The sequence below is a fragment of the Pedobacter cryoconitis genome, assembly GCF_014200595.1.
Taxonomy (GTDB): domain Bacteria; phylum Bacteroidota; class Bacteroidia; order Sphingobacteriales; family Sphingobacteriaceae; genus Pedobacter; species Pedobacter cryoconitis_C.
Window position 1 is genome coordinate 1,235,120 of sequence record NZ_JACHCG010000001.1, and the last position, 24,068, is coordinate 1,259,187.

22 protein-coding genes are annotated in these 24,068 nt (G+C 39.5%); 15 read left to right on the forward strand and 7 right to left on the reverse strand.

Annotation, left to right across the window (positions count from 1 at the left end; translation table 11 throughout):
* Positions 1 to 71 precede the first annotated feature (71 nt).
* Together HDE70_RS05040 and HDE70_RS05045 are read left to right on the forward strand one after the other, a co-directional pair.
* Positions 72 to 251, forward strand: coding sequence for a hypothetical protein (locus tag HDE70_RS05040; RefSeq protein WP_183888437.1), 180 nt, complete (start codon positions 72 to 74; stop codon positions 249 to 251).
* A gap of 150 nt (positions 252 to 401) precedes the next feature.
* Positions 402 to 764 carry a hypothetical protein gene (locus HDE70_RS05045; RefSeq protein ID WP_183888439.1) on the forward strand — a complete coding sequence of 121 codons (363 nt, stop codon included), beginning with the start codon at positions 402 to 404 and terminating at the stop codon, positions 762 to 764.
* Here HDE70_RS05045 and HDE70_RS05050 read toward each other — a convergent pair.
* Positions 761 to 1,270 (reverse strand): GNAT family N-acetyltransferase, encoded by a 510-nt coding sequence (locus HDE70_RS05050; protein WP_183865596.1) that lies wholly within the window; start codon positions 1,268 to 1,270, stop codon positions 761 to 763. The genes HDE70_RS05045 and HDE70_RS05050 overlap by 4 nt on opposite strands.
* Positions 1,271 to 1,326: 56 nt before the next feature.
* Positions 1,327 to 1,665, reverse strand: a complete 339-nt coding sequence (locus HDE70_RS05055) for a cupin domain-containing protein (protein WP_221270523.1) — start codon at positions 1,663 to 1,665, stop codon at positions 1,327 to 1,329.
* A 185-nt stretch (positions 1,666 to 1,850) separates the two neighbouring features.
* Here HDE70_RS05055 and HDE70_RS05060 point away from each other — a divergent pair, with 185 nt between their 5' ends.
* The 4 genes from HDE70_RS05060 (at position 1,851) to HDE70_RS05075 (ending at position 6,938) form a co-directional block, all read left to right on the forward strand.
* Positions 1,851 to 2,546, forward strand: coding sequence for a DUF2461 domain-containing protein (locus tag HDE70_RS05060; protein ID WP_183888441.1), 696 nt, complete (start codon positions 1,851 to 1,853; stop codon positions 2,544 to 2,546).
* 79 nt (positions 2,547 to 2,625) lie between these two features.
* A complete protein-coding gene (locus HDE70_RS05065; RefSeq protein ID WP_183888443.1) occupies positions 2,626 to 4,239 on the forward strand; it encodes a Na+/H+ antiporter in 1,614 nt (537 codons plus the stop codon).
* Between the two features lie 48 nt (positions 4,240 to 4,287).
* Positions 4,288 to 6,132 (forward strand): glycoside hydrolase family 9 protein, encoded by a 1,845-nt coding sequence (locus tag HDE70_RS05070; protein WP_183888445.1) that lies wholly within the window; start codon positions 4,288 to 4,290, stop codon positions 6,130 to 6,132.
* A 44-nt stretch (positions 6,133 to 6,176) separates the two neighbouring features.
* Positions 6,177 to 6,938, forward strand: coding sequence for a ThuA domain-containing protein (locus tag HDE70_RS05075; RefSeq protein ID WP_221302007.1), 762 nt, complete (start codon positions 6,177 to 6,179; stop codon positions 6,936 to 6,938).
* Positions 6,939 to 6,977: 39 nt separating this feature from the next.
* Here the strand turns inward: HDE70_RS05075 and HDE70_RS05080 are convergent, their stop codons facing one another.
* The 5 genes from HDE70_RS05080 to HDE70_RS05100 form a co-directional block, all read right to left on the reverse strand.
* The gene (locus tag HDE70_RS05080; RefSeq protein ID WP_221270525.1) at positions 6,978 to 7,865 is read right to left on the reverse strand and encodes a polysaccharide lyase; all 888 of its coding nucleotides are present in this window, start codon (positions 7,863 to 7,865) and stop codon (positions 6,978 to 6,980) included.
* A gap of 52 nt (positions 7,866 to 7,917) precedes the next feature.
* Positions 7,918 to 9,444, reverse strand: coding sequence for a serine hydrolase domain-containing protein (locus tag HDE70_RS05085; protein WP_183888449.1), 1,527 nt, complete (start codon positions 9,442 to 9,444; stop codon positions 7,918 to 7,920).
* A 295-nt stretch (positions 9,445 to 9,739) separates the two neighbouring features.
* Positions 9,740 to 10,285 carry an HD domain-containing protein gene (locus HDE70_RS05090; RefSeq protein WP_183865602.1) on the reverse strand — a complete coding sequence of 182 codons (546 nt, stop codon included), beginning with the start codon at positions 10,283 to 10,285 and terminating at the stop codon, positions 9,740 to 9,742.
* Positions 10,286 to 10,307: 22 nt separating this feature from the next.
* A complete protein-coding gene (locus HDE70_RS05095) occupies positions 10,308 to 11,477 on the reverse strand; it encodes an RsiV family protein (protein ID WP_183865603.1) in 1,170 nt (389 codons plus the stop codon).
* 45 nt (positions 11,478 to 11,522) lie between these two features.
* A complete protein-coding gene (locus HDE70_RS05100; RefSeq protein WP_260159935.1) occupies positions 11,523 to 12,881 on the reverse strand; it encodes an outer membrane protein assembly factor in 1,359 nt (452 codons plus the stop codon).
* A 765-nt stretch (positions 12,882 to 13,646) separates the two neighbouring features.
* Between HDE70_RS05100 and HDE70_RS05105 the strand changes: the two genes are divergently transcribed.
* The 9 genes from HDE70_RS05105 (at position 13,647) to HDE70_RS05145 (ending at position 24,068) form a co-directional block, all read left to right on the forward strand.
* Positions 13,647 to 14,375, forward strand: coding sequence for a tyrosine-protein phosphatase (locus tag HDE70_RS05105; RefSeq protein WP_183888451.1), 729 nt, complete (start codon positions 13,647 to 13,649; stop codon positions 14,373 to 14,375).
* A 114-nt stretch (positions 14,376 to 14,489) separates the two neighbouring features.
* Complete coding sequence (locus HDE70_RS05110) at positions 14,490 to 15,299, forward strand: polysaccharide biosynthesis/export family protein (RefSeq protein WP_183865605.1); 810 nt, start codon at positions 14,490 to 14,492, stop codon at positions 15,297 to 15,299.
* Between the two features lie 25 nt (positions 15,300 to 15,324).
* Positions 15,325 to 17,688 (forward strand): GumC family protein, encoded by a 2,364-nt coding sequence (locus HDE70_RS05115; protein ID WP_183888453.1) that lies wholly within the window; start codon positions 15,325 to 15,327, stop codon positions 17,686 to 17,688.
* A gap of 10 nt (positions 17,689 to 17,698) precedes the next feature.
* The gene (locus HDE70_RS05120) at positions 17,699 to 19,240 is read left to right on the forward strand and encodes an aldolase catalytic domain-containing protein (RefSeq protein WP_183865607.1); all 1,542 of its coding nucleotides are present in this window, start codon (positions 17,699 to 17,701) and stop codon (positions 19,238 to 19,240) included.
* Positions 19,240 to 19,977, forward strand: coding sequence for a 3-deoxy-manno-octulosonate cytidylyltransferase (locus tag HDE70_RS05125; protein ID WP_183865714.1), 738 nt, complete (start codon positions 19,240 to 19,242; stop codon positions 19,975 to 19,977). The genes HDE70_RS05120 and HDE70_RS05125 overlap by 1 nt, the downstream gene beginning before the upstream one ends.
* On the forward strand, positions 19,961 to 20,593 hold the full coding sequence (locus HDE70_RS05130; protein WP_183888455.1) for an HAD family hydrolase: 633 nt from the start codon (positions 19,961 to 19,963) through the stop codon (positions 20,591 to 20,593). The genes HDE70_RS05125 and HDE70_RS05130 overlap by 17 nt, the downstream gene beginning before the upstream one ends.
* Positions 20,590 to 21,825 carry a hypothetical protein gene (locus HDE70_RS05135; protein WP_183888457.1) on the forward strand — a complete coding sequence of 412 codons (1,236 nt, stop codon included), beginning with the start codon at positions 20,590 to 20,592 and terminating at the stop codon, positions 21,823 to 21,825. Before HDE70_RS05130 ends, HDE70_RS05135 begins: the two co-directional genes overlap by 4 nt.
* Positions 21,809 to 23,056 (forward strand): hypothetical protein, encoded by a 1,248-nt coding sequence (locus HDE70_RS05140; RefSeq protein WP_183888459.1) that lies wholly within the window; start codon positions 21,809 to 21,811, stop codon positions 23,054 to 23,056. The genes HDE70_RS05135 and HDE70_RS05140 overlap by 17 nt, the downstream gene beginning before the upstream one ends.
* Positions 23,013 to 24,068: an alpha-2,8-polysialyltransferase family protein gene (locus HDE70_RS05145; protein WP_183865611.1), complete on the forward strand. Its 1,056-nt coding sequence runs from the start codon at positions 23,013 to 23,015 to the stop codon at positions 24,066 to 24,068. Before HDE70_RS05140 ends, HDE70_RS05145 begins: the two co-directional genes overlap by 44 nt.

Below are 24,068 nucleotides of genomic sequence, written 5' to 3' on the forward strand. Positions count from 1 at the left end.
GGAAGATAAGTCCCTTATTGAAAAATTAAAGCTGATCAGATCAGGGGAAATATGAAGAAGCATTTGTTTTTTTGAAAAAAGCTGAATCTATTGGATCAGCAGATCGCAATTTATATCTGAATATAGCGATTGCAATGCTGAACATTTCAGCTCAGACCAGGGCAAATGCTAAAGTCTGGTTTAAGAAGGCAGAAGGTCTTGAAGCGGATGAATTAAGTCTGGTCGCTTATTTCGATCCGCAGGGATATTAGTTTGATGAAGCTATTTTTATGTTCGTTTGCGTACAAGAGGTGTTCAATGTTGAACACCTATTTATTTCTAGTGTATTGTTATTGAGTAGATTAGCGGGCTTTGTTTGATTGGCATGGTTATGCAGTACGTATTGGCAAAAACCAATTCTTATGATAAATCTTAAAGTCCTTCTTATTTTCCTGACTACCTTATTTCAATTTCCAAATTACACGAAAAACTGGCAGGGCAGTGATATACCCGGTCATTGTTATGCAACCTTTGATGATTTTAATGGGAAGCAGGATTTTAAAATTAAGCTTTTGAAAAAAGAGGGTTTTAATTTTAAATATTCTACTACTTTAACAAAAGGTACACTTCAGCTGACCATAAAATCTGGTTCAAAAACCATATATGAAAAGGAGTTGAAGGGCTCAGTATCCGATGAGGTTAAAATTGAGAATTCAAAAGGTGGAAAGTTTAAATTTATCTTTATGGCTAAACATGCAAAGGGTAGTTTTGATGTCCGGTATTAAACCATCTTCTCCATGATAATGAACTCTATCGGTTGCTTGATCTCGCCAAAAAGCCCATCGCCCTCAAATGGTTGTATTTCTCCTGTAAAAGTGTAACCCCGGCGTTCATACCATTCAATAAGTTCCGTCCGGTTACGGATCACAGACATAGTGATTTTATCACAATTCAATTTTTTGGCGTGTATTTCTGCTGCTGCAAGTAATGCTTTACCAATTCCTTTACCTTGCAGGACGGGGGATACACTGAACATGCCTAAATATAATTCAGGGCCTTTAACTTCCAGGTAAACAGAACCCAGAATCTGCTCATTTTCATCGGTGTATTTGAGAATGTCAATTGCTTCATTGCTGAAGTATTTGGTTAACGTTTCTTCATTTATCCGGATACCGCCTAAAAGATCTGCTTCTGTTGTCCAGCCTTTTTTTGACTCTTCACCACGATAAGCGCTGTTTACTAATACATTTAATTGAGGTACATCTGCAACTGTGGCACTGGTTATTGGCATATGATTTATTTAGCAGATCAAATTTAATAATTTCAGCTATTGCAACCAAAACGGAGTTATAATAATTTAAAATCCTCCCGTACCGGATCAAATATATCTATCAGTTTACAATCCGTAATCGCTTTACCTCCATGAATAATATTCGGTGGAACTATAGCAAATGAACCTGTATCCAGTACTTTTGATACCCCATCAACAGTCAGTTCAAATTGACCTTCAATTACAAATACACATTGATGATTGATATGCTGGTGCATTGCAGATACACTCCCTGCTTTTACCTCCAGAAAGTTGATCGTATTATTTTCAGTATGAATTATTTTTGATAGATAACCTGGTGATAACTCTTTTGTCTCTATATCCGAAAAATGATTAAAAATAGGATTGCTCATCATTTGTTTTTGCTATTGTGATTTTTTAATGAAATAAACATAAACTTCTTTTTTGATTAAAAATCCTAAATCTTCATAAACTTTAATCGCGCGTTCATTAGCTCTTAAAATTTACTTAATTATGGAGTTTTAGTTTCTGACACCGCTTATATTTGCTTCCGGCTGATTTTTACCGGCCCCGATGCATTATGGAAAAACTTACGCTGAAACAACCACAACTTCATCCTTCCAATTTTGATTTTTTAAATAAGCTGGGGCAAAATAATGATAGAGAATGGTTTCATGCACATAAAGATGAATTTCAAAAAGAGCAGGGACAGATAGAAAGTTTTGCCGATGCGTTATTACAAGAACTCAATACCCATGATGTAATTGAAACCCCTTCTGGAAAAAAGAGCTTGTATCGTATTTACAGAGATACCCGTTTTTCAAAAGATAAAACTCCTTATAAGACACATTGGAGCGGTAGTTTCAGCCGTGCAGGAAAATTCCGCAGAGGAGGTTATCATTTTCACCTACAGGAAGGAAACACTTATATTGCAGGTGGTTTTTTCGGGCCATCTACCGAAGACCTGAAAAGGATCAGACAAGAAATTTCTTTTGATGCTGCGCCACTCAGGAAAATATTAAGCAGTACCTCCTTTATTTCGACGTTTGAAACCTTAAAAGGCGAGCAACTCAAAACCACACCAAAAGGTTTTGATGCAAACGATGAAGCCATAGATCTTTTACGTTACAAACAATTTCTGCTGATCAGGAAGTTTTCGGATCAGGAACTGCTCAGTGAAGACTTTTTACAGCAAGCCGGACAGACTTTCAAAAACATGCGTCCGTTTTTTGATTATATGAGTGAAATACTGACAACTGATATCAACGGATTATAAACTTAAAGCCCTGATACCGCGTATTTTTTGATAAGGATTATCTCAGAATAATATATATTTAGATATAATCTGAGATACGATGCTGCACGAAAACCTTATTTTAATCCTTGTCCTGTTATTAGGCGTCACCATTTTAGTTATGGTGGGGCATAAATTGAAAATTTCTTATCCCATATTTCTAGTCTTAGCTGGTTTAATTATAGGATTTATCCCCGGGATCCCGCACCTGACCGTTGATCCTGATATTATCTTTTTACTTTTCCTGCCCCCCTTATTATATGAGGCTGCCTGGACTACTTCGTGGAAAGATTTCAAGGAATATAGAGGAGCAATCTTTTTACTGGCTGTAGGCCTGGTGCTGATCACTTCGGTAGCCGTAGCCTATGCTTCAGTTGCTTTTATCCCGGGTTTCACTTTGGCACTTGGGTTTTTACTTGGGGGGATAATTTCACCGCCCGATGCAATTGCAGCTTCCTCTGTTTTGAAAGGGATCAAAATCCCTAAAACTATAAATTCCCTGTTAGAAGGGGAGAGCCTGGTCAATGATGCTTCCAGTTTAATCGTCTTTAAATTTGCGCTTGCTGCTGTGGTTACAGGAAATTTTGTGTTACAGGATGCTGCTGTGAACTTTGTTTTTGTTGCTGGTTTTGGAATTCTGACCGGCCTGGCAATTGGCTGTATATTCTACGCACTTCACCGCTGGCTGCCAACTAACGAAAACATTGATACTGCTTTAACCTTGCTGACCCCTTATTTCATGTATATCGTAGCGGAACATTTTAAGGTTTCCGGTGTCATGGCAGTGGTATCCGGCGGACTGTTTTTGTGTAGTCAATCTCATGTGATCCTCACCCCAAATTCCAGAGTTAAGGTCAATTCCGTCTGGTCTGCGATCACTTTTATGATGAATGGAGTGGTTTTTATTTTAATTGGCCTGGCCTTACCAGATATTGTTGCGGGTTTGGGGTCAGAATATCCATTAAAAACGGCGATATTTTATGGAGTGGGAATTAGCCTGCTCGCTTTATTTGTCAGGTTCTTCTGGCTGTTTTCAACGAGCAGGCTGACCAGTCTGGTGAATAAGAGAACAAAGGTTCGTTATCAGGGCATGACCTGGCATTCTTCTGTGGTTATTGTCTGGGCCGGGATGCGTGGAGTAGTATCCCTGGCAGCTGCACTTTCTATACCATTAATGTTAAATGCTCAAACGCCCTTTCCGCTGCGGAACTTAATTCTGTTTATCACTTTTGTGGTTATCCTCGTCACGCTTGTTATTCAGGGGCTATCCTTACCTTATGTGATCAAACTATTAAAAATACCAGTCAATACTTATAAAATACCAGAGCAGGAGCAAAGCGCGCAGATCAAACTGCGGTTAATTGATAAGTCACTGGTCAGGATACAGCAAAACTATCAGTTCCAGTGTATTCACAACGAGTTGATGGCTAACTTTAAGACTGAACTTGAAAACTCATTAACTGGTAAAAGAAATAACCTGGAGGCATTCAGAGCCGGAAAAATTGATAAACAAGAATTGAAAGTTTATCGTGAAATTATGCTGGATCTGATTCATGTGCAGCGCCATGAACTGCATCTTCTTAAAAATGATAGAAATTATGATGATGATATTATCAGGGAAGAAGAAAAACGGTTGGATCTGGAAGAATTAAGCGCTACAGGTAATCTTTTTTAAAATCATAACAACAAGTGTAAATTCACAATAAGCTATCCCAATTATAAAATGCTCAAACGTTTCTCCACTAAGCTAAATCTTCAAAAACTGGTATTATTAACTTTATTTGGCTTGCTGATCAGTAGTGCTTACAGTTCTGCTGCTACGCTAACAATTGTAAGCAAGGCTAATGATACTGCAAACCGGGGAATCACTATTCTTTCCAATCAGGTTGCTTATAACCTCAACGGGCCTAAGTCAGCAATGATTAAACACCATCAAGCTTTACCGGGAGGCTTGAAATTTGAAATCCTGGATGCGGTGACCATGAAAACAGTTTTCTCTGCTAAGCTTGGAAAAGCAGCACAGGTAACAGACTGGGATTTGGAAAATTGGTACAGCCCTGCTGATTTTACAGCTTTTCATCAACCCGGAGTTTACAAAATACAGCTGACTGTTCGCGGCAAAAAGTATCAATCTTATGATTTTAATATTGAAGACCGGGCCATCGGTAAAATAGTGATTCCGGCCATGGTGAACTTCTTTAACCATCAGCGTGCTAATTCTAAAGAAGAACTGGCGGCCGATAAACAGGTCAGGCTTTTTGGAAGTGATCAAACTGTGGATCTCCAGGGAGGATGGTGTGATGCATCGGGTGATATCAGTAAATACTTTTCGCACCTTGCTTACACAAATTACATGCTGCCACAACAGATCCCTATGGTAGACTGGTCGATGATTAACACTGTCGAACAAGTTCCGGCTTTACTGGAAGAAGTGAACATTAAAGACAAGCTTCAGGAGGAAGCCCTTTATGGCGCTGATTATATCATGCGTTCTTTATCACCCGAAGGATATTTTTATATGACCGTCTTTAGTTATTTTGATAAAGACCCAAATGCCAGGCGCGTGGTTGGCTTATTGGCAGACAGTAAAACAACCAGTGACTATCAATGTGCCTACCGGGAGGGCGGTGGTATGGCTATAGCGGCTTTAGCGCGGATTTCAAAATGGAACAGAAATGGCACATTTTCTTCTGCACAATACCTCGCAGCCGCAGAACGGGCTTTTTCACACCTGCAAAAATTCAGTACAAAATATGCTGATGATGGAAAAGACAATATTATAGATGACTATTGTGCTTTAATGGCGGCCACAGAATTGTGGATAGCGACCGGGAAACCTGAATACCGCGACCAGGCCCGTCAAAGAGCTTTGAATTTAAAAAACAGGTTATCACCTGAAGGTTATTTTATAGCAAATGATACCAACAGACCTTTCTGGCACGCAGCCGATGCAGGCCTGCCGGTTATTGCACTGGTTAGGTATCTGGATATTGAAAAAGAAGAGCCGCAGCGTAAAATGGCATTACAGGCAATTAAAACTTCACTGGATTATAACCTGAAAGTAACAAAACAGGTAACTAATCCTTTTGGTTATGCCAGGCAACATTTCCTTTACCGCGGAAAGGTTAAAGGCGGCTTCTTTATTCCGCATGAAAATGAGAGCGGCTGGTGGTGGCAGGGAGAAGATGCTCGCTTAGGCTCATTAGCAGCGGCAGCAATAGTTGGAGGACGGTTGGTTTATCCGGACAAAGGGCCTTTAGGCGTAAAACAGGAACTTGCCGTTTATGCCACTGACCTGGTATCCTGGATTTTAGGAAATAATCCATATAACATGTGCATGCTCTATGGCTACGGAAAAAATAACGTGCCTTATATGAGCTCTATGTATGGTCATGGCTCCGGTAAAGGTGGTATTTCTAATGGGATTACCGGAAAGGATGGAAACGGAGATGGCTCTGGTATTGATTTTAAAGTAGAAGATCATGGCAACGAATGGCGTTGGAGTGAACAGTGGATTCCGCATACCAGCTGGTTTTTACAAGCAGTTACGGCTATGTCAGCGAATTAAAAATCAGTAAAACAGAAATGATTAATCCATATAATATAAAGAAGATGAGGTATTTTAAACTGATCAGCATAATCATGGTATTCATGACGCTGTCCATTGGAGGTTTTGCTAAAGAACCTGCCTTCAAGGCGCTTGTACTAACCGAAAGGGGAGGCCTGCATGAAGGATTTGTCGTTGCTGCACTAGACTGGCTCCAAGGCTTTGCAGCAAAGAATAACTTTGAAATTACTGTAATCAATGATACTAAAGCTATAAACGAAACTTACCTCTCCAACTATAAATTGTTTATTCAATTGAATTATCCGCCCTATACCTGGACAGATCAGGCGAAGTCTGCTTTTGAAAAATATATTGAACAAGGCCGCGGCGGCTGGGTAGGTTTTCATCATGCTACTTTACTCGGAGAATTTGATGGTTACCCCATGTGGGATTGGTTTTCAGGTTTTATGGGAGGAATACGTTTCAAAAGTTATATCGCCGGGCTTGCGTCGGGCAAAGTTGTGGTAGAAGCTAAAAAACACCCGGTCATGAAAGGCCTGCCTGCCTCATTTATTATTACTGATGATGAATGGTATACTTTTGATAAAAATCCAAGAACGCAGGTAAAAGTAATCGCTAACGTAGATGAATCGAGTTATCAACCTGCCTCCTCCATAAAAATGGGAGACCACCCGGTTATCTGGAGCAATGAAAAAATGAAAGCCAGGAATGTCTATTTTCTGATCGGGCATCACGCAAACCTGCTGAAATCCAATGAATTTAAAACGATGTTTGGGAATGCAATTCTCTGGGCATCTGGTAAATAAGGTTGTAAAGGGCTGTACTCAACTTTACAGCCCTTTAACTTAACTAGCTATTCTGTTCCAGGTTAAATCATCATAATAGATCAAACCATCTGATGTTGAAGCCCAGTAATCCTGGCTTCCACCTCTGAAAGTATGAAATGTGATTACTTTGATTAAACGCTTAGAAGTATCAGTTGTCCAGCGGATATCATTCTTGGTCAATAAATCAACTCCATCAACGGAATAAGAAATTTGTCCATCGAAATTTGAACCAGTATTGCTCTTTACCCTGATTTTGATAGTATACCAGGTGTTTTTAGCCAATTGCTTGCTCTGCTTTCCGAAGTTATTTCCACAATCCTCCGGCATATCTTTATAATAGACATAAGGTCTGAAATAAGGTTTATCTGTACCACTGTTATCTTTTTGATTGGTTGGATTGTACCACATAATTCTTGCACTTCCACCTGTTCCGCTATCTGCCTTATTACAGCCAGTAAAACCATCACCAATCAGAAATCCGAATCCGGTTTTCCCGCCTCTGCTCCATTGAAAATTAGAATCGAAACGTATTTTAAAACTTAATTCATATTCAGAACCATCCGGAACATCGATCTGAACCGTATTTCCGCTGCCGGCGCTTGCCGGAACCGAAGAAATAGAATTGGCCGGAATCCTGACACTCACCTGGTTACTGGAAATATTAACATTGCCAGCCTGCCAGTTGCCGATAATATCTCCCATGTCGGCAGCTGCTGTGGCTTTGCTGTAAGCACCATCGCTATGTGTGAAGTTTACGGTACGACTTGCATAAACAGCTCTGGCCGTCGTTGTTGCATCCTCGTCGATAATCTCATTGGGCTGCACATCTTTCTTGCACCCTGCAATTGCAAGCGTAATTCCCAATGCGGCAAGGAGGAAATTTGATTGTTTAAAAATGGTTTTCATAGTTTTAGGTTTATATTTTGATTGATTGTTGAGCTGGTTGAGAAGCGTGTGATTACCCGGGATCCTGATCCGTAGTTCTTTCTTTTATATATTGTTCCATTCCAAAAGCATAGCCCATTTGATTTTGATTCAGCAATGGTCTTGATTTTTCGATTGCAATCATCGCGTTGGCGTAGGCTTTACTCTTGATATATAAAGCTGCCATATTCAGATAAGGTTCCGCTGATTTTGGAAATATTGACGCAGAAAACCCATATAATTTCAGTGCAGCAGGCTGATTGTCCAAATGCTTAAATAAGATATCTCCAAATGAATTTAAGGCAGTAATATTCAACTCATATTTTGTGTTTTTTGTCTTGCTCAACAACTGGTAAAGACGGAGTGCAGAATCTATACTTCCGGTTTCCTGAAATTTTTTGCCCATAACCAGGCTCACAGGGATTTTCACTACAGGCAGATGTCCTCCTTTAAGCCAGTTCGTGATATTCCTGATAATCTCTGCGCTGATTGGCCGGGCGGAGATATTACTCAAAAAGGCAATTCCAATTTCTTGTTCCGGCATCAAAAGAATCTGATTCTGGAAATTGGTAATATTGCTCGTTTTCGTCAATGATTCCTGACCATCTTCCTTATGGAGTTCCCAGCCCAGGGTGATACCCGATTGTTTGCCCGTCATATACCTGACAGAGAAAAAATCATCAAAGGTAGCCCTGCGCACAAAGACACCCTGCCGTGTTTTTCCCTTATTTAAAAGCATTTCCATCCAGACAGAAAGATCTGCTGAAGTTGTATGTAAACCATTGCTGCCACTATTTTCACGGTTGTAAGGATAGATACTGTCTGGTTTTGAAATAAAAGTAAGCCAGTTAGTAATGCTGAATGGCTGTATTGTTAATGCTGGTTTTAAAAAGCTGGAAGATTTCATTCCCAGTTTTTTGAAAACCTGCTCGTCTATATAGTTCTCAAATGGTTTGCTGGTCACTTTTCCAATCAGGTCGGCAAGGATATCGTAATTATAGGGTGATCTGACCACGCGGGTGCCGGGAAAAGGGAATTTTAACTGTTGAGAGGCAATACTGCGGGTTGTTGTTTCTAACGCCTTAACCGAGGTATCTGGTGTATCCCATAACAAGGGATAATGTTGTATACCAGAAGTATGCGATAACAAATGTCTGATCGTTATCTTTTTATTTATTTTGTCCGCTGTTTTAAAATAAGGCAAATACTGCTGTACCGGATCATCCAGTTTGATCAGGCCTGAATCCAGCAGTTTCAGGATTGCTGTGGCAACTAATGGCTCAGAAATACTGCCCGCAGAAAAAGGCATTAAAGAATCTATCTGCTGCTTTTTATCTGCTGCAATCCCAATCGTCCTGTTAAAAACGGAATCCTGATGTATAATACCAACAGCTAAGTCAGGGATGGAGTAAGCCTGGCTAACCTGATTCAGGTACTTATTCAGCTCTTTAATTCTGTTACTCGAAAAAGGTTGCTTTGAAGGTGCTTGTTGTGCCCTGTTGCAACTGAATAAAGTCAATATTAATAAATGGAGGAATAGGAATGAAATTCTGTTTTTCATAGGGAGATGTTTGGCGACATTGTATTTGGTTAGTAGTCAGTGGGGTAGGTAAGATGCAGGGCTGGTGGACAGGAATGGTTAAGACGTACCAATCCCTCCTCCTTTAAGGAGCTTTTTCATCATGTTTATACTGGTTTATGTGGAATGAATTTAAGAAAATAGGGAAGAAGAAAATCGTTTGAATTTCCCCTGACGTATGGAAAACGTCATTAAAGGAAGATTCAAACGATTGAAATAATTCTTAAATGCTTAAGATTGACCTGAATTTTTTATTCGTAGCGAAAGGGAGCAGCGTTTATTTTAATAATTTTCTCAGATATGTTAAAAGTTCAAGGCCTAATGCTGATTTGAGTACTGGAATTAAAACTTCTTCCAATTTCAGCTGTTCAACTTTATACATTTCAAACTTTCGGTCATTACCATGGATGATACTAAACTCAACATTTGAAATTCTGTCCGCGAGTTTTACGATAATAGCCTCTTCATTTTTAGCTATCTTTTTATAGAAGTTGATTTTTCTTTCTTCCCTGCTGGCTCCCTGATCATCACTTAAAGTATAAACGATTTCCGTAACTACGGTTCCGAATTTCTCTTCCAGTTCGGCCTTGGTCACTGCCGTATCTTCCAGTACATCATGCAGCCAGGCCGCAATTAATAGGTTCAGATTATAGGGGTTACTCAGGTCAACATTAAACTTCATCAGCACACTGATTACATTTCCAAGGTGTATCTCATAAGGAGAGACACCGTATTTCTGGTCACCATGTGACTTTACTGCAAATGCACGGGCTTCGTTAAATAATCTTTTATAATCCGTTGTTTTTATTTCTTTCCCAACCATTGTATTTAATTATAAGATGCTGTTATAAACTAAGCTCCATTCTTTTAACAAAAGCAGGATTAAGCTGTTTCTTCAAGTCCTTGTAAGGAACAGATACTACAATTTGTCCTTGCGCAAAACTGGCGACTTCATAAGGATTATATAAAAATGCAATTCCGTTGGTATCAAAAAAGAAATTCTTATTTGCCGCCAGGTGGTCATCGAACAATTGAGTCGTTAATGCCTCACCAGGTTTTACCTTGTATTGTATTCTGAAATTCTTTTCTACTAGTTTTTGTAAAGAAACGGAATCGATGTTGACGAGGTCAGTCAGTGCTAACTGTTTTTGATTTTTCACATCAAAACAATAGAGTGTTGTGGCGTAGTTATTATGTGCACCACCAGAATAACTATCCAATAAATGTTTGACAATAGCAAAGCCACTACCATTATACTGTATATAAAGATTCTGGGTTTTGGAATAGTTTGCAGTAGCGCCCAGTCCACCTTCTTCATCTTTCATCCCTGTTATTTCGGTTCTGTAAGCACTCAGGTAACTCTTTGCATCAGCTTTTATACCCGCAATCCAGGAAGGTGCATTTGGTATTTCCATGATTTTCTTCAACTGCTTGTCAAGCCATAATACCTCTGGCGCTTTTCCTGCCGGCATTAAATATTCGTAACTGATCACTGCTTGTGGTGAACCTTTTCTTTTCGGAAGCGCTTGAATTGAATCCTGATAACTGGCAATGTTAAAAGTATAACTTCCTTCAGGATAAGTTTCCTCCAGACGAATACTTGATTTCTCTTTACCTTCCACTCTTAGCCCGCTTAAGACAGTTCCTGTCCACTTTAAATGTAATTTTGGCCCGGCAGTAATGTCGTCTGAATACCGGTCACCGAGACCACTTTCAGTAAGAATTATACTATCCTGATTAATAACTGTATCAGTTATCAAATTCACCTGCGTACCATTATAATCATACGTCCCTGTAAAATTGTTCCCGGTCCTGCTTAAGTTGACCACTACATTCCGCTCTCCGATAATTCCCTGGAATCTTTTGTAAAAGCTTTTCGGAAGATGCTCCTGAACTGCTACCCGGCGGGATACTGCTTCATTTGCAGTCGTATCCTGAGTTGATGTTTTTTTTTCTGTTGAATGGCAGCCGGCAATGAATGCCGACAGGCAAAAAGTATAAAATAATGCTTTCATAGATGTTTATAGCTGTAACTTGTGAAAATAAACAAATTTCAGCATTTAAAACGCTTCATTTAATCCCAAAAAGAATCCTCTTGAACCGTAATTTCCGAAGGCGTAATCAAGACATAGGTTTGTTCTGGTCGCTTTATTGAACAATACGCGTAAACCTGCACCGCCTCCAGGCTGCCACTTGTCAAATATTTTTGTGCCCAGCTCATCATTGGTTGTTTGTACATTAAAGAAGGTAACGCCGCTCAAAAACTTATTCCTGGTAATCGGGAACCTGTACTCTAATTCTGAATAGTTATAATTAGTCCCTTTAAAATAACCTATCGTGTAACCCCTTCCACTACGGAAAGCCGGATCTTTACCCGTTCCTGGTAATTCCAGGTAAGGGATTGCTCCGCTTGCCAGGTATGATCCCCAGTTCCAGAACGCAATTACGTGTTCAGGATTGCGTGCAGAAAGGCTCCAGTATTTTCTGAAATCAGTTGTGAATTGTACTGCATTTTTTGTACTGCCTATCCAGGTCTGATTTACCCGGATCCCTGCATCTGCATAAATCCCTTTATAAGCTCTGTTCTGGTTATCACGGGTAGTATACTGAACGTTGAAGAGCAAGCCATTTGAACTATAGTGATCACGATCAAATCCATGACGGTCACTGTATATATTATAAGGTGTTAACTCGTTATCCGTTGTTCTGTCCTCAATCTTTCTTCTCATATCAAATGATACACCAGCACCCACGAACAAATTTTCTTCCACTTGTTTGTATACTTTCTCTTTGAAGCTGTAATACTCAGCATGCAGTACATAGCCTTTGCGATCCGGATTTAACAGCGCCTCATCTTCTACACTTCCAGGTTGACTATTTCCTATACCTAATCCGAAATCCGGTGTCACAGTTTTTGCGGCAACCAGGCTTCCCTGAAAATTCCATTTATTACCCGGCGTATATATATTATGATTAATATAAAAATAAATAATGCCTTTAGTAGTGATAGAGGCCGAAGTGGCCGCTACAGACATCAATGTATTGGGGTCGCTTCCTAATACTCTGCCGGCGACAGCCTTGATACCAATTTGTGCGCCAATACTTGGATTGTAAGCTACATTGGGTATTACCGTAATCCCTGACTTTTTACGCAGCGGGTTTACCTTTCTATTGGGGTGCAACACCTTTCTGAATAAGTCAGAAATATCATATTGCTTATAGGTGGAGTCGGTTGGCTTGACCGCAGCAGTAGCTACTGAATCTTTTTTCAAGGAGCCGGCAGACTTGACTTGCTGGCTATAAGCCATACTGCTTACGGTCGTAAATCCGGCTAATAAAAATAACCTCGATACTAAATAGAATCTTGTCCGGATAGGATTACGCTTTTCTGTCTGATTTGCTGAGTGTCTGAATTCCAATTTATAAACGCGTTAGGAGTGTTGATTATAAGTGTTAAACCCCGAAACCAGTATAATGTTTTATGCTTTAGCTATTTATTATTTGCAGTACGGTTTAAATACGGCTTTTCAGGGGACTAAAGATCATTTCTGCCAGGTATCTCAATTCATCTCATTTTTACATTTGTTTGAGGGGAATGATTTTAATTAATTATAATATTATTGTACTATATATTTATTTTATTAAAATAAAACAGAAAAATATCAAGTTTAAAAAGATTGTAATTGAAAAATTAATTAACTAAAGGTGTTTGTTTGGTTTTGATATTTAGGTGGGCATTGGATTTTTATCGCCGATTCCAGCCTCTGAAGCGTATTCCTGCAAGTTGTGTGTGAATTGGCCTCCTGGTGTGTAAAGAGGTGCAAGTGTATGCTGCTGCGTCCTGTTTGAACAGGGGGCTGATAGTTGGTGTCTGCTTTATATAGCTTTTAAATGTGTTTAAAGCGTGTTTATGAGTTGATTATTCCTGTTTTGTGTAGTTAATGTGTGTTTTTGTGAGGCTTATTTTAAGCCCTGTATTTTTTGCCTGATTATGTTTTTATGTCCCATTAAATGAGTTGTTTTTGACAGTTGTACCTTTACTTGATAAAAAAAACACAATAATTTAATGTCTAAATCATTTTATGTATGAATAAATTTGTACTTTCGTTAAAAAACATACGTTATTAATCCACTGTTGGAGAAACCAGATTCTTATTGCTTTACGAAATACCATATTATAAAGAATGTTTACCTTTTTTAAGAAAAAAAATCAAGTTGAAGATGTAGAATGGCTGGGTGTTGACATACATTCCCATTTATTGCCGGGGATTGATGACGGATCTCCTGATGTTGTGCAATCTTTGAGTTTGATTAAGCAGTTAAGTGATCTGGGGTTTAGTAAGTTCTTGTGTACGCCTCATATTTTTGAGGAATTGTATCCAAATGATGCTAATACCATTTCGTCTGCTTTGAAAGAAGTTAAAGATGGCTTAGAAAGCTCTGGTTTAGAGGTAGATATTGCTGCTGCTGCGGAATATATGATAGATGAAAATTTTCAGGTTAAAGATGGGTTGCTTTGTTTGCCGGGTAAGTATATTTTGATAGAAATGTCTTATCTCTCTGAAACTCCCGGAATTGATCAGGTGATCTTTGATCTGAAGATTCTTGGGTATCATGTTATTCTTGCGCATCCGGAACGCTACGCATTCAATCATCAGTATCTGGCCAGATTTAACAGATATAAGGAAATGGGAGTGATGTTTCAGTTAAATTTATTAGCTGTTTGTGGATATTATGGGAATGAAGTAAAACGGGTATCCGACTATCTGCTGGAGAACAAGCTTTATGATTTTGCTGCTACAGATTTGCATCATAGCAGACATTTGCATGTGCTCTCCGCTGCCATTACCAGTGGTGCTTTATACAAAAAGCTAGGTAGCTATGATTTTAAAAACAAAGAGATTTTCTCTTAATATTCAGATAAAACGATTTATATATTCAGACAGGGCACCAAGAATATGTAGTTGCCAAAGATAGCCCAAATAAACTCTTAAAATTATAACCCGTTAAAAACGCCTTATCCACCTATGAGAAGAAGTTTTAGAAATGGTAAAATTAGAAACGGTGCAATACTGTTTCTGACTTTACTTTTTGCATCATGTGCAAGTACTAAAAATGTACCTTATTTTCAGGACCTTACGTCCACAGAAAAATCTGTATTAGCCAATACAGCAGTCTTCACAGAGCCAGCAATTCAGCCTGATGATATCCTTTCTATTTCCATATTTACGATTGATCCGGCTACTTCTATGGTTGTAAATCAGGTAGGTACGCAGGCGCTGAGTACTGTTCCCGGGCCGTCTGGCGGGATTGTCGCTACGCCTCCGTCTTCCGGGTTCCTGGTTGATAAAAATGGGGAAATTGATTTATCTATCGTCGGCAAAGTAAAGATCGGAGGGTTGACTACTTTCCAGGCCAGGGACTTGATTAAAGAAAAAGCCGCGGTCGTTTACAAAGATCCAAACGTACAGGTGCGTTATGCTAATTTTAAAGTCACTGTGCTGGGTGAGGTTGGAAGACCATCTTCGTATGTATTACCAAATGAGCGGGTTAGTGTGCTGGATGCCTTGGGTCTGGCAGGAGATATGACGATATTCGGCAGGCGTGAAAACGTTTTGCTGATCCGGGAGAATAACGGTAAAAAGGAATTCGCAAGGCTGAACTTAAACTCTTCCGAGCTCTTTAACAGCCCTTTTTATTATCTCAAACAAAACGATGTCATTTACGTCGAGCCTAACAAAGGAAAAGCTGCTTCTTTAAATCAGGCAAGAACCCAGACTTATGCCATTATTGGAACTGCGCTCTCAGTTTTAATTGTCTTGTTTTCAAGACTTTAGTCGCTCACCCTTTTAGTATAAATCAATGAATAAGATAGTTGAAAATAGGATATCACAAAAAGATGATGCTTTAGATATTAAGCAAATTGTATCACGCTTATTATACAATTGGTATTGGATTTTATTGTCATTATTAATTTGTGTTACTTTTGCTGTGCTGTATGCCAGGTATAAAACACCCAGTTATAAAATATCCGCAAGAGTGCTGGTTAATGACGAGAAAAAAGGTAGTGGCCTGATGGCCGGCAGCGATATTCTGGGCGACCTTGGTGGGCTGCTGGGTGCAAAAAGTACCGTAGACAATGAAGCTGAAATTTTAAAGACCCGGTACTTAATGGAGCGTGTTGTCCAGGATATGGAGCTCAATATTACCTATTATAGAAAAGGAAGAGTAAAGAACACAGAGCTCTACAAATCACCAATTAAGGTGAGGATAATCTCGGCAGAAGATACGATTAAAGAAACGAATGTTGGCGTTGAGCTACTGAAAAACAATCAGCTGGCGATCAGTTCCAAAAAGCTGGATACGCTGGTGAGCTTTGGTAAACCCTTTAAGGTTCCACGCGTAGGTACGATTCTGATTACCAAAAACCCGGAAGTTCCGGATTTATACACCAAATACAATGTGAACATCAATTCTGTTGATACCAAAGTGGCAGACATGATGGAAGACCTTACTGTGGAGGTGAAAAATAAACTCATTACCATTGTCGATGTCTCTTTGAACCACCCTATACCGAAAAAAGGAGAGGATATTCTGAATAAGCTGATTGAAAGCTACGTTCAGGAAAATGTGAAAGACAAGAATGAAATTGCTGATAGTACAGTTAAATTTATTCAGAACCGTTTGAGCTTTATTGGTAAAGAACTAGGTGACCTGGAAGGCAATATTCAGGGCTTTAAACAAAAGAACAACCTGGCAGACATGACCGAGCAGTCTAAGCTCTTAGTGCAGACTACAGGTCAGTATGTAAGTGATCTGAGTAAAATGGAGACCCAGATCAGTATTCTTAAAAGCTTGCAGGAATACTTGAAAGACGGAACAAAGAACAAACGTGTTTTACCAAGTTCTTTAGTGCCGGCAGATTTAGTATTTAGTGGTGCGGTAGAAAAATTCAATGCCCTGACACTCGAAAGAGCAAAAAGATTAATCGGTATCACTGAAGCCAATCCGGCAATTATATTATTAGATAAGGAGATTGCAAACGCAAGAGCAGATATCGAAGCTAACCTGGTGACCACACTGGATGCTTTTACCATTACCAGGGATAAATTAAGCAGTCAAATGAAAAAGGCTGAAACCCAGGTTCGCGGTGTACCCGAAATCGAACGTAATTACCTGAACCTGGCCCGTCAGCAGCAAATCAAGCAAGAACTTTACCTCTTTTTAATGCAGAAAAGTGAAGAGACTGCGATTTCTAAAACATCAAATATCTCGAATTCCAGGACTATTGATCCGCCTAAATCGGAAGTGAAGCCATTCAGTCCTAAAAAAGCGATGATTTATATCGTTGGGCTGTTCCTTGGCTTGTTTATTCCGATTGCAATCATTTATCTGAAAGATATCTTAAATGATAAGATCCAGACTAAAGAAGATATCAGCAGAGTAACCGCTGTTCCTGTGATCGGAGAAATCAGTCACAACGAAGAAGGAACTAACCTGGTTGTGGCCAATAGTTCCAGGTCTGCGGTCTCTGAACAATTCAGGGCGCTGAGGACCAACCTTTATTTCTATATGAAAGCCGCAGACGCGAAGGTCATTCTGATTACTTCGAGTATGGCAGGAGAAGGGAAATCTTTTGTCGCGATTAACCTTGGGAATGTACTGGCGCTTTCCAATAAGAAAGTCCTTTTAATGGAGCTTGATTTACGTAAACCCGGACTATCTGCCAAACTGGATATTCCAAATGATTCAGGATTTACTAATTATATTATTGATCCCGATTTAACAGCGAAGGATATCGTAAAACCATTAAGTATCCATAAAAATTTATCGATCATCAGTTCGGGGCCTGTGCCGCCAAACCCGGCAGAGATGTTATTGGATGACCGTACCAGAGAATTGATTGAAGAACTCAAATTACAGTTTGATTATATCATTATAGATGCCCCTCCAATCGGGATCGTTGCCGATGCGCAGCTGATGTCTGCCCATGCAGACGCTTGTGTATACCTGGTCAGACAAAACTTTACTGCTAAACAGCAATTGAACATTGTGGAAGATCTGAGCAGGAACGAAATGATGAAAAATATTGGAATCGTTGTCAATGATATTGATGGTCATGGTTACGGTTATGGCTACGGATATGGCTATGGTTACGGCTATGGCTCTTACGATGCCCCAGACGATAAAAATAAAAAGTGGTTTAAAAAGTTGTTCAAATCTTAATTAATTAGTTATGTTTAAAATACTTGATTGTACCTTGAGGGATGGTGGTTATTACACCAACTGGGACTTCGATAAAAGTTTAGTCCATACTTATCTGTCATCTCTAAACAACCTGCCAGTTGATTACATAGAGGTTGGTTACAGAAGCATTCCTATCAAAGAATATTATGGTAAATATTTTTATTCTCCCGTATATGAATTGCAGGAGCTGAAAAGTCTGACCACTAAAAAACTCGTGATCATTTTTAATGAAAAAGATATCAGAGTTGAACACGTAGCCGACCTGTTACAGCCTATTATCGGTATCGTTGATATGGTGCGTATTGCACTTGATCCACAGCAACTGGGACGTGCATTGAAACTGGCAGCCGAAATCAAAAGATATGGTTTCGAAGTGGGTTTCAACGTAATGTACATGTCTAAATGGAAACAATACGGAAACTTCGTGGAAGAACTGAGCGGACTTGATGGTCTGGCGGATTACTTCTATATGGTAGACAGTTACGGAGGTGTATTTCCTGATGATGTGAAACAAACCATGGATCTGATCCGGTCAAAAACTGATTGTAAAATTGGTTTCCACGGTCACAATAACCTGGAGATGGCTTTAATCAATTCATTGACAGCCGTTGATTACGGTGCTGATATTGTGGATTCGACTATTTTAGGAATGGGACGTGGCGCAGGGAATTTAAAAACTGAATTGCTATTGTCAGTTTTGAATACCAAATATAACATGGATATCGATTTTAATGCGATTGGAAATGTTGTTGACGGCTTTGATAAACTATTGAAAAAATACGAATGGGGAACTAACGTACCTTATATGATTTCAGGATCAAATTCATTGCCTCAAAAAGATGTAATGGATTGGTATACAACCCGTGTATATTCTCTGAACAGTATGGTTCGTGCACTTCAGAACCAGAAAAACAATATCAAAGACAATGAGCAGCTGCCAGTTTTCAAGCCTGCAAAATCTTATGATAAAGTGCTTATTCTGGGGGGCGGGCCAAATTCTGTAGAACATTCCAAAGCAATTATTGAGTTTATCAATCAGACTGAAAATATAGCTGTGGTACATTCAAGTTCAAAAAATGCCCTGTACTATAAAGATGTCCAGGCAGATCAGTTTTACTGCCTGGTTGGTAATGAAGGCCATCGTTTGGAAAAAGTGTTCAGTGATCTTGGAGATTTTAAAGGCGTTTGCGTTTTCCCTCCGTTCCCGCGTAAAATGGGTACTTATATTCCTGCACAGATCCATGATCAATGCTTCGAATTTGAACAGATTTCCTTTACAGATAAGTTCAAAGAATCGCATAGTATCCTTGCTTTGCAAACCGCTTTGGAGTTAAAAGCAGAAGAGATTTATATCGCTGGTTTTGATGGTTATCAGGAAGCTTCGATTTCTCAGCTGGAAAGAAGCCTGGTGGACGAAAATGAATTTTTATTCCAAATCTTCCAGGAAACTTATAGCAAGGATATTATCTCTTTAACACCTACAAGGTATAAAACCTTACAGTCCGGTTCAGTTTATAGTTTGGTATGCTAATGAATTTTATTGTAGTTATTCCCGCACGATATCAATCGACCAGGTTTCCAGGAAAACCACTGCTCGATATAAACGGTAAAAGCATGTTATTGCGGACCTATGAACAATGTATTCAGGCCGTAGATAAAAGTTTAGTATACGTGGCTACTGAAGATCAGCGCATTGTGGAACATTGCGAGTCCTTCGGTATTCAGGTCTTATTAACCTCAGATAACTGCTTAACCGGTACAGACCGGATAGCTGAAGTTGCAGCTCTGGTGAAAGCAGACTATTACATCAATGTTCAGGGCGATGAGCCCTTGTTTAACCCTGATGATATTACTAAAATGATCTCCCGCCTGGATACTTATCCGGGGGAGATCCTCAATGGATATTGTCCGATTACAGATGAAAGACAGTACAGAAGCAAGTCTGTGCCTAAAGTTGTTTTCAGACCGGATGGCAGGCTTTTATATATGTCCAGAAGTCCTGTTCCAGGTAATAAAAGCCTGGATTTTGTGAAAGCATGGAGACAGGTTTGTGTTTACGCATTTCCTTTCATGGCATTAAAAGCTTTTGCTGAAACTAAAAATAAGACTGTTCTGGAAGCAGAAGAGGATATCGAGATTTTGAGGTTTCTGGAATTGAATTACGAGGTGAGAATGATTGAGTTGTCCAGTGAATCTATTGCGATAGACAATCCGGAAGACCTGAAAGAAGTATTGGCTAAACTAAAAGAAGATGCTATCAAAGTATAAAGTAATATTGTGGGATTTCGATGGGGTCATTATGGACTCCATGCCCATAAGATCAAAAGGGTTTGAGCTGGTGTTAGCGCAATACCCTAAAGCACAGGTAGATGAGCTGATGACTTATCATGAACTGAACGGTGGCCTTTCCAGGTATGTGAAATTCAGGTATTTCTTTGAGCAGATCAGGCAAGAAACAATTACTGAGACGCAGGTGCTGGAACTGGCAGCTCAGTTTTCTGAGATCATGCTTTCCCTTTTGCTGGATGAAAAGCTATTGATTCCCGACAGCGTTGAATTTATCAAAGCGAACTGGCAGAATTTCCAGATGCATATTGTTTCCGGATCTGACGGTAAAGAGCTTAAAATGATCAATGATGAACTTGGGCTTTCCAAATACTTTAAAACCATCAATGGTTCCCCGACACCTAAAAAACAATTGGTAGAAAACGTATTAACAGCCAATCAGTACGATAAAGATGAGGTCGTGCTGATCGGTGATTCTATCAATGACTATGACGCAGCTATGGTCAACAACATTTCTTTTGCGGGTTATAATAACCCTGAACTGAAACTTCTTTCTGAAAATTATATCACGCAATTCAAGCTAATCGTTTCCCAATGAAATTCAGTATCCTTAAGACGGTTTTCTTTGAATCCCTGAACAGACTTTGCACTTTAATTATTGTGCTGCTGGTGTCCAGGAATTTTTCTGTCAGTACTTATGGGTACTTTTCTTTGTTTATAACCATCACTTCTATCGGGCAGACTGTCATTGACTTCGGCTCACAGAATTTTGGCGTAAAGGAGCTGATCAAGCTGAAGGAAATTACGGACATCAAAAAAATGGTCACTACCGTGAGTACTTTCCGTTTTATAGGATTCATAGTCTGGGTATTATTCTCTATTGTCTATTCCTTTTTCATTGAAGACTCCGTTACTTTCGCCACCCTTTTAATTATATGGGGTTTAATCTATCTCTACTACTGCGACTGGATTTTAAAAGGAGTTGGTAAAATATCCAGCCAGGCGCTGATCAACCTCACTACAAACGGAATTGCTTTACTGGCGCTTTATCTGCTGATCTGGAAGAAGCTTGATCTGACTAATAGTTATATCATCAGTGTCGCCAAGATCGGCCCGTTACTCGCCGCGGCTATAATCTCCGGATTCTTTTTGAAATGGTTCACTAAATCTAACCTCGTGCTGGTAGGGATCAAAAAAACATGGCCTAAAAGCCAGTTTAATGAAACTATGCTCTTTACCACTGGTAGTTTTTGTGCCAGGGCTTATAATTCTATAGGTCTGATCCTGGTTGGTTTCCTGCTTGATAAAACTACGCTGGGGATGATCTCTTACGCTTTCACCTTTTATAATATTTTCAGTATGGGCAGGGCGATACTGATTACCTCCGTTTACCCATACTTCTGTAAACTCGAAAGGAAAAAGGCACTTAAACTATCCATGTTTCTGAATCTGGGTGCCACACTGTGCTTCGTTTTATTTCTGATCGTTTACCTGAATTATTCAGATGAAATTATCCATATCATCGTGCCGAAAACGACCGCTATTTCAGAGGTCATCCGGTTCAATTTTAATGTAGGAGTAGCTCTGATCGGTGTAGTGTGTATGTCCTTTTTTACCATTACTTTTTTACAAGCCTTTGAAGGGGGCGGGATCTTTAACAGGCTGACCATTTACGGATTGGTGATTGTGCTGGTGCTAAATCTGCTGGGGTATTTTCTCGGCTATCTGAAATACAGTTCGATTGCTTCCTTGCTGGCAGCAGAATTTTTAATTGCGCTTTATTCTTACTTCTACATTTTTAAAAAGACAAATAATGAAGGCATTAGTTAATAGATTATTTTTAAGCCTTGTCCTGTTACTTCCATGGCATTCACTTCTGGTGAACGGGTACCTGAGAAAATATTTCTCATTGATTGTGCTGTGGAAGGAATTGGCTGTGGTAGCTCTGTTTATTCTGGCTATTACGCACAAAGGGCCTAAAATAAGTGGTATAAAGCTCATTATATTGCTCAGTACTATTTTCCTGTTAACTGCTCACCTTTTCTTTAACAGTGTCGGTTTGCTGGCCGCCTACAGTTACCGGATCTATCTCCTGCCTATTTTAATGACCATTTCCCTCTATAAGTTGTCAGATCTGATCGATTGGGAGAAAATCTGTAAATGGTTTATCATCGGTGCCTTTGTGATGGCCATATTTACCACGATCCAGCAATTATTTCTGGGGGAAAGTATTTACCTGAACGCTGGTTATCCAGTCAACACCTTTAGCGATGAAAAGCTAAATTTTACCTTTTACATCGGTTATGGATTACTGCAAAGAGGGGCAGGAGGGTTTATTGCGCCAATTCCTTATAGTGTATACCTGATTCTGGCACTGGTTTTACTGTTCAAATACAAAGAACTGTTTAGTGCTAAATTTGCCAAGACCCTGAATATGGTTTTAACCATTAGTTTGGTGCTGACCTTTACCCGGTCTACCATTGCCACTTATCTGTTCTTCTTTGCCATTCCTTACCTGAATATTTTTACCCGCAAAACTGTGAAATATCTGGTTGTGCTTGTGTTTGTGGTGATCATCCAGTTTTTTATTGTTCCCACTGCTATTCAGGAAATGGAACTGAGTACTATTGATACTTTCTGGAGCAACAGTACCTCGCTGGAAGATACCAGTTCTGCCGGTCACTTTGAAAGTCTGGACAGAGGTTATAAAATTGCATGGGAGAACATTGGAAACGGTATTGGCTTAGGGAAAGTTGGGGCACATACTGCCGCATTTTTTGATAACGCACTGGTTATCGAATCCGGGTACTTATCAGTAATTATTGAACTTGGCTTAATGACTGCCGTATTTGTATACCTGTCATTTCCACTGGTGCATTATAAAAAAGGCTCACTGTCTACCGTCATTATCCTGGTTTACCTTGCGGTGTCCTTCCTTTTGCCTCTAATCTATTACGTAGAATTATCCCTGTTAATTCTCATCACTATTGAAGCGCTAAATAACGAAAAGAAAATATATGTTGATCATAGTAGGAAGTCCATGGCAAGCTCTTTTGGCTAAGAGCTATATTCTCAAGGAGAATATAACTGACCCGCAATACATCATTGAGAAATCATCTCCGAAATCATTCGCAGAGATTATAAAAATACTCGATGCCGAACAGGATTCGATCCGTATGATTATTGAATGGTCGCAACTCTCTGTGCTTTCCAGGGCGAAAGCTAACATCGCATCCTCCTATATTGATGCGGTTAAGCAGGCCCTGCAACACGATTACTTTAAAACTGTAGAAACGATCCTGGTCTTTTCTGAGCAAACCGTTCTCTTTAAAATCATTTATGATCTTTTTGGGGATGATAAAACTTATATCAAATCAGAAGACGGGATCCTGGACTATCTTCCGGAACTTAAACACCACAGTTTGTTAAAACAGATTGCCGGATATCTGTTCATCCAGTCGAAAGTTAAATATTACGTCTATAAAAACTATTATCCTGTGTTCAGCCAGGTGATCATGTTCAGTAAGGTTGAAGAAGTGAGCCCGGAGCGTTATGTTCCACTGGCGAGCCTTAAAAAAGAATTCCTGACCGTTTTAAAAACGGCGTATCAGATTACCGAAGGAAGTGATACTTTCAAAGGTAAAGATGTGCTGCTGCTTTGCCAGTCTCTCTCCGAAGATAAAGTTGTTCCTCTGGAAGAAGAGCTGAAATTGTATGAGAAATTTATTCAACGTTGTAACGACTTAAAAATGACGGTGATTATCAAACCTCATCCACGGTCGTGCCCGGAAAAAATTGAAGCTCTAAGTAAGCTCACCTCCAACCGGGTGGAGTTTTTTGAAGATTATGGCATTCCGGCCGAATCCATGTTGCTGAACGGGAAATTTAAAGAAGTTGTCGGCGTTTATTCTAATACCATTATCTATGCCCATGAATTTTTTGGCGTTAAAGGGATTTCTTTACTCACCCCGCAAATGATTGAGCGGTTGGCCCGTAAAGAAAAAAAGAAATTTACTTATATCTACGCGCAGTTAAGAAAGTATTTTAGTAATGAATATACTGTTTTCCAATAG

What these genes read in the sequence shown, in the direction of transcription:
- HDE70_RS05080 (WP_221270525.1), bottom strand. Translation starts at nt 7,865, where the DNA reads ATGAAAACCATTTTTAAACAATCAAATTTCCTCCTTGCCGCATTGGGA.
- HDE70_RS05050 (WP_183865596.1), bottom strand. Translation starts at nt 1,270, where the DNA reads ATGCCAATAACCAGTGCCACAGTTGCAGATGTACCTCAATTAAATGTA.
- HDE70_RS05075 (WP_221302007.1), top strand. Translation starts at nt 6,177, where the DNA reads ATGAGGTATTTTAAACTGATCAGCATAATCATGGTATTCATGACGCTG.
- HDE70_RS05125 (WP_183865714.1), top strand. Translation starts at nt 19,240, where the DNA reads ATGAATTTTATTGTAGTTATTCCCGCACGATATCAATCGACCAGGTTT.
- HDE70_RS05115 (WP_183888453.1), top strand. Translation starts at nt 15,325, where the DNA reads ATGAATAAGATAGTTGAAAATAGGATATCACAAAAAGATGATGCTTTA.
- HDE70_RS05065 (WP_183888443.1), top strand. Translation starts at nt 2,626, where the DNA reads ATGCTGCACGAAAACCTTATTTTAATCCTTGTCCTGTTATTAGGCGTC.
- HDE70_RS05130 (WP_183888455.1), top strand. Translation starts at nt 19,961, where the DNA reads ATGCTATCAAAGTATAAAGTAATATTGTGGGATTTCGATGGGGTCATT.
- HDE70_RS05145 (WP_183865611.1), top strand. Translation starts at nt 23,013, where the DNA reads ATGTTGATCATAGTAGGAAGTCCATGGCAAGCTCTTTTGGCTAAGAGC.
- HDE70_RS05120 (WP_183865607.1), top strand. Translation starts at nt 17,699, where the DNA reads ATGTTTAAAATACTTGATTGTACCTTGAGGGATGGTGGTTATTACACC.
- HDE70_RS05135 (WP_183888457.1), top strand. Translation starts at nt 20,590, where the DNA reads ATGAAATTCAGTATCCTTAAGACGGTTTTCTTTGAATCCCTGAACAGA.
- HDE70_RS05085 (WP_183888449.1), bottom strand. Translation starts at nt 9,444, where the DNA reads ATGAAAAACAGAATTTCATTCCTATTCCTCCATTTATTAATATTGACT.
- HDE70_RS05060 (WP_183888441.1), top strand. Translation starts at nt 1,851, where the DNA reads ATGGAAAAACTTACGCTGAAACAACCACAACTTCATCCTTCCAATTTT.
- HDE70_RS05095 (WP_183865603.1), bottom strand. Translation starts at nt 11,477, where the DNA reads ATGAAAGCATTATTTTATACTTTTTGCCTGTCGGCATTCATTGCCGGC.
- HDE70_RS05110 (WP_183865605.1), top strand. Translation starts at nt 14,490, where the DNA reads ATGAGAAGAAGTTTTAGAAATGGTAAAATTAGAAACGGTGCAATACTG.
- HDE70_RS05140 (WP_183888459.1), top strand. Translation starts at nt 21,809, where the DNA reads ATGAAGGCATTAGTTAATAGATTATTTTTAAGCCTTGTCCTGTTACTT.
- HDE70_RS05055 (WP_221270523.1), bottom strand. Translation starts at nt 1,665, where the DNA reads ATGATGAGCAATCCTATTTTTAATCATTTTTCGGATATAGAGACAAAA.
- HDE70_RS05105 (WP_183888451.1), top strand. Translation starts at nt 13,647, where the DNA reads ATGTTTACCTTTTTTAAGAAAAAAAATCAAGTTGAAGATGTAGAATGG.
- HDE70_RS05045 (WP_183888439.1), top strand. Translation starts at nt 402, where the DNA reads ATGATAAATCTTAAAGTCCTTCTTATTTTCCTGACTACCTTATTTCAA.
- HDE70_RS05070 (WP_183888445.1), top strand. Translation starts at nt 4,288, where the DNA reads ATGCTCAAACGTTTCTCCACTAAGCTAAATCTTCAAAAACTGGTATTA.
- HDE70_RS05090 (WP_183865602.1), bottom strand. Translation starts at nt 10,285, where the DNA reads ATGGTTGGGAAAGAAATAAAAACAACGGATTATAAAAGATTATTTAAC.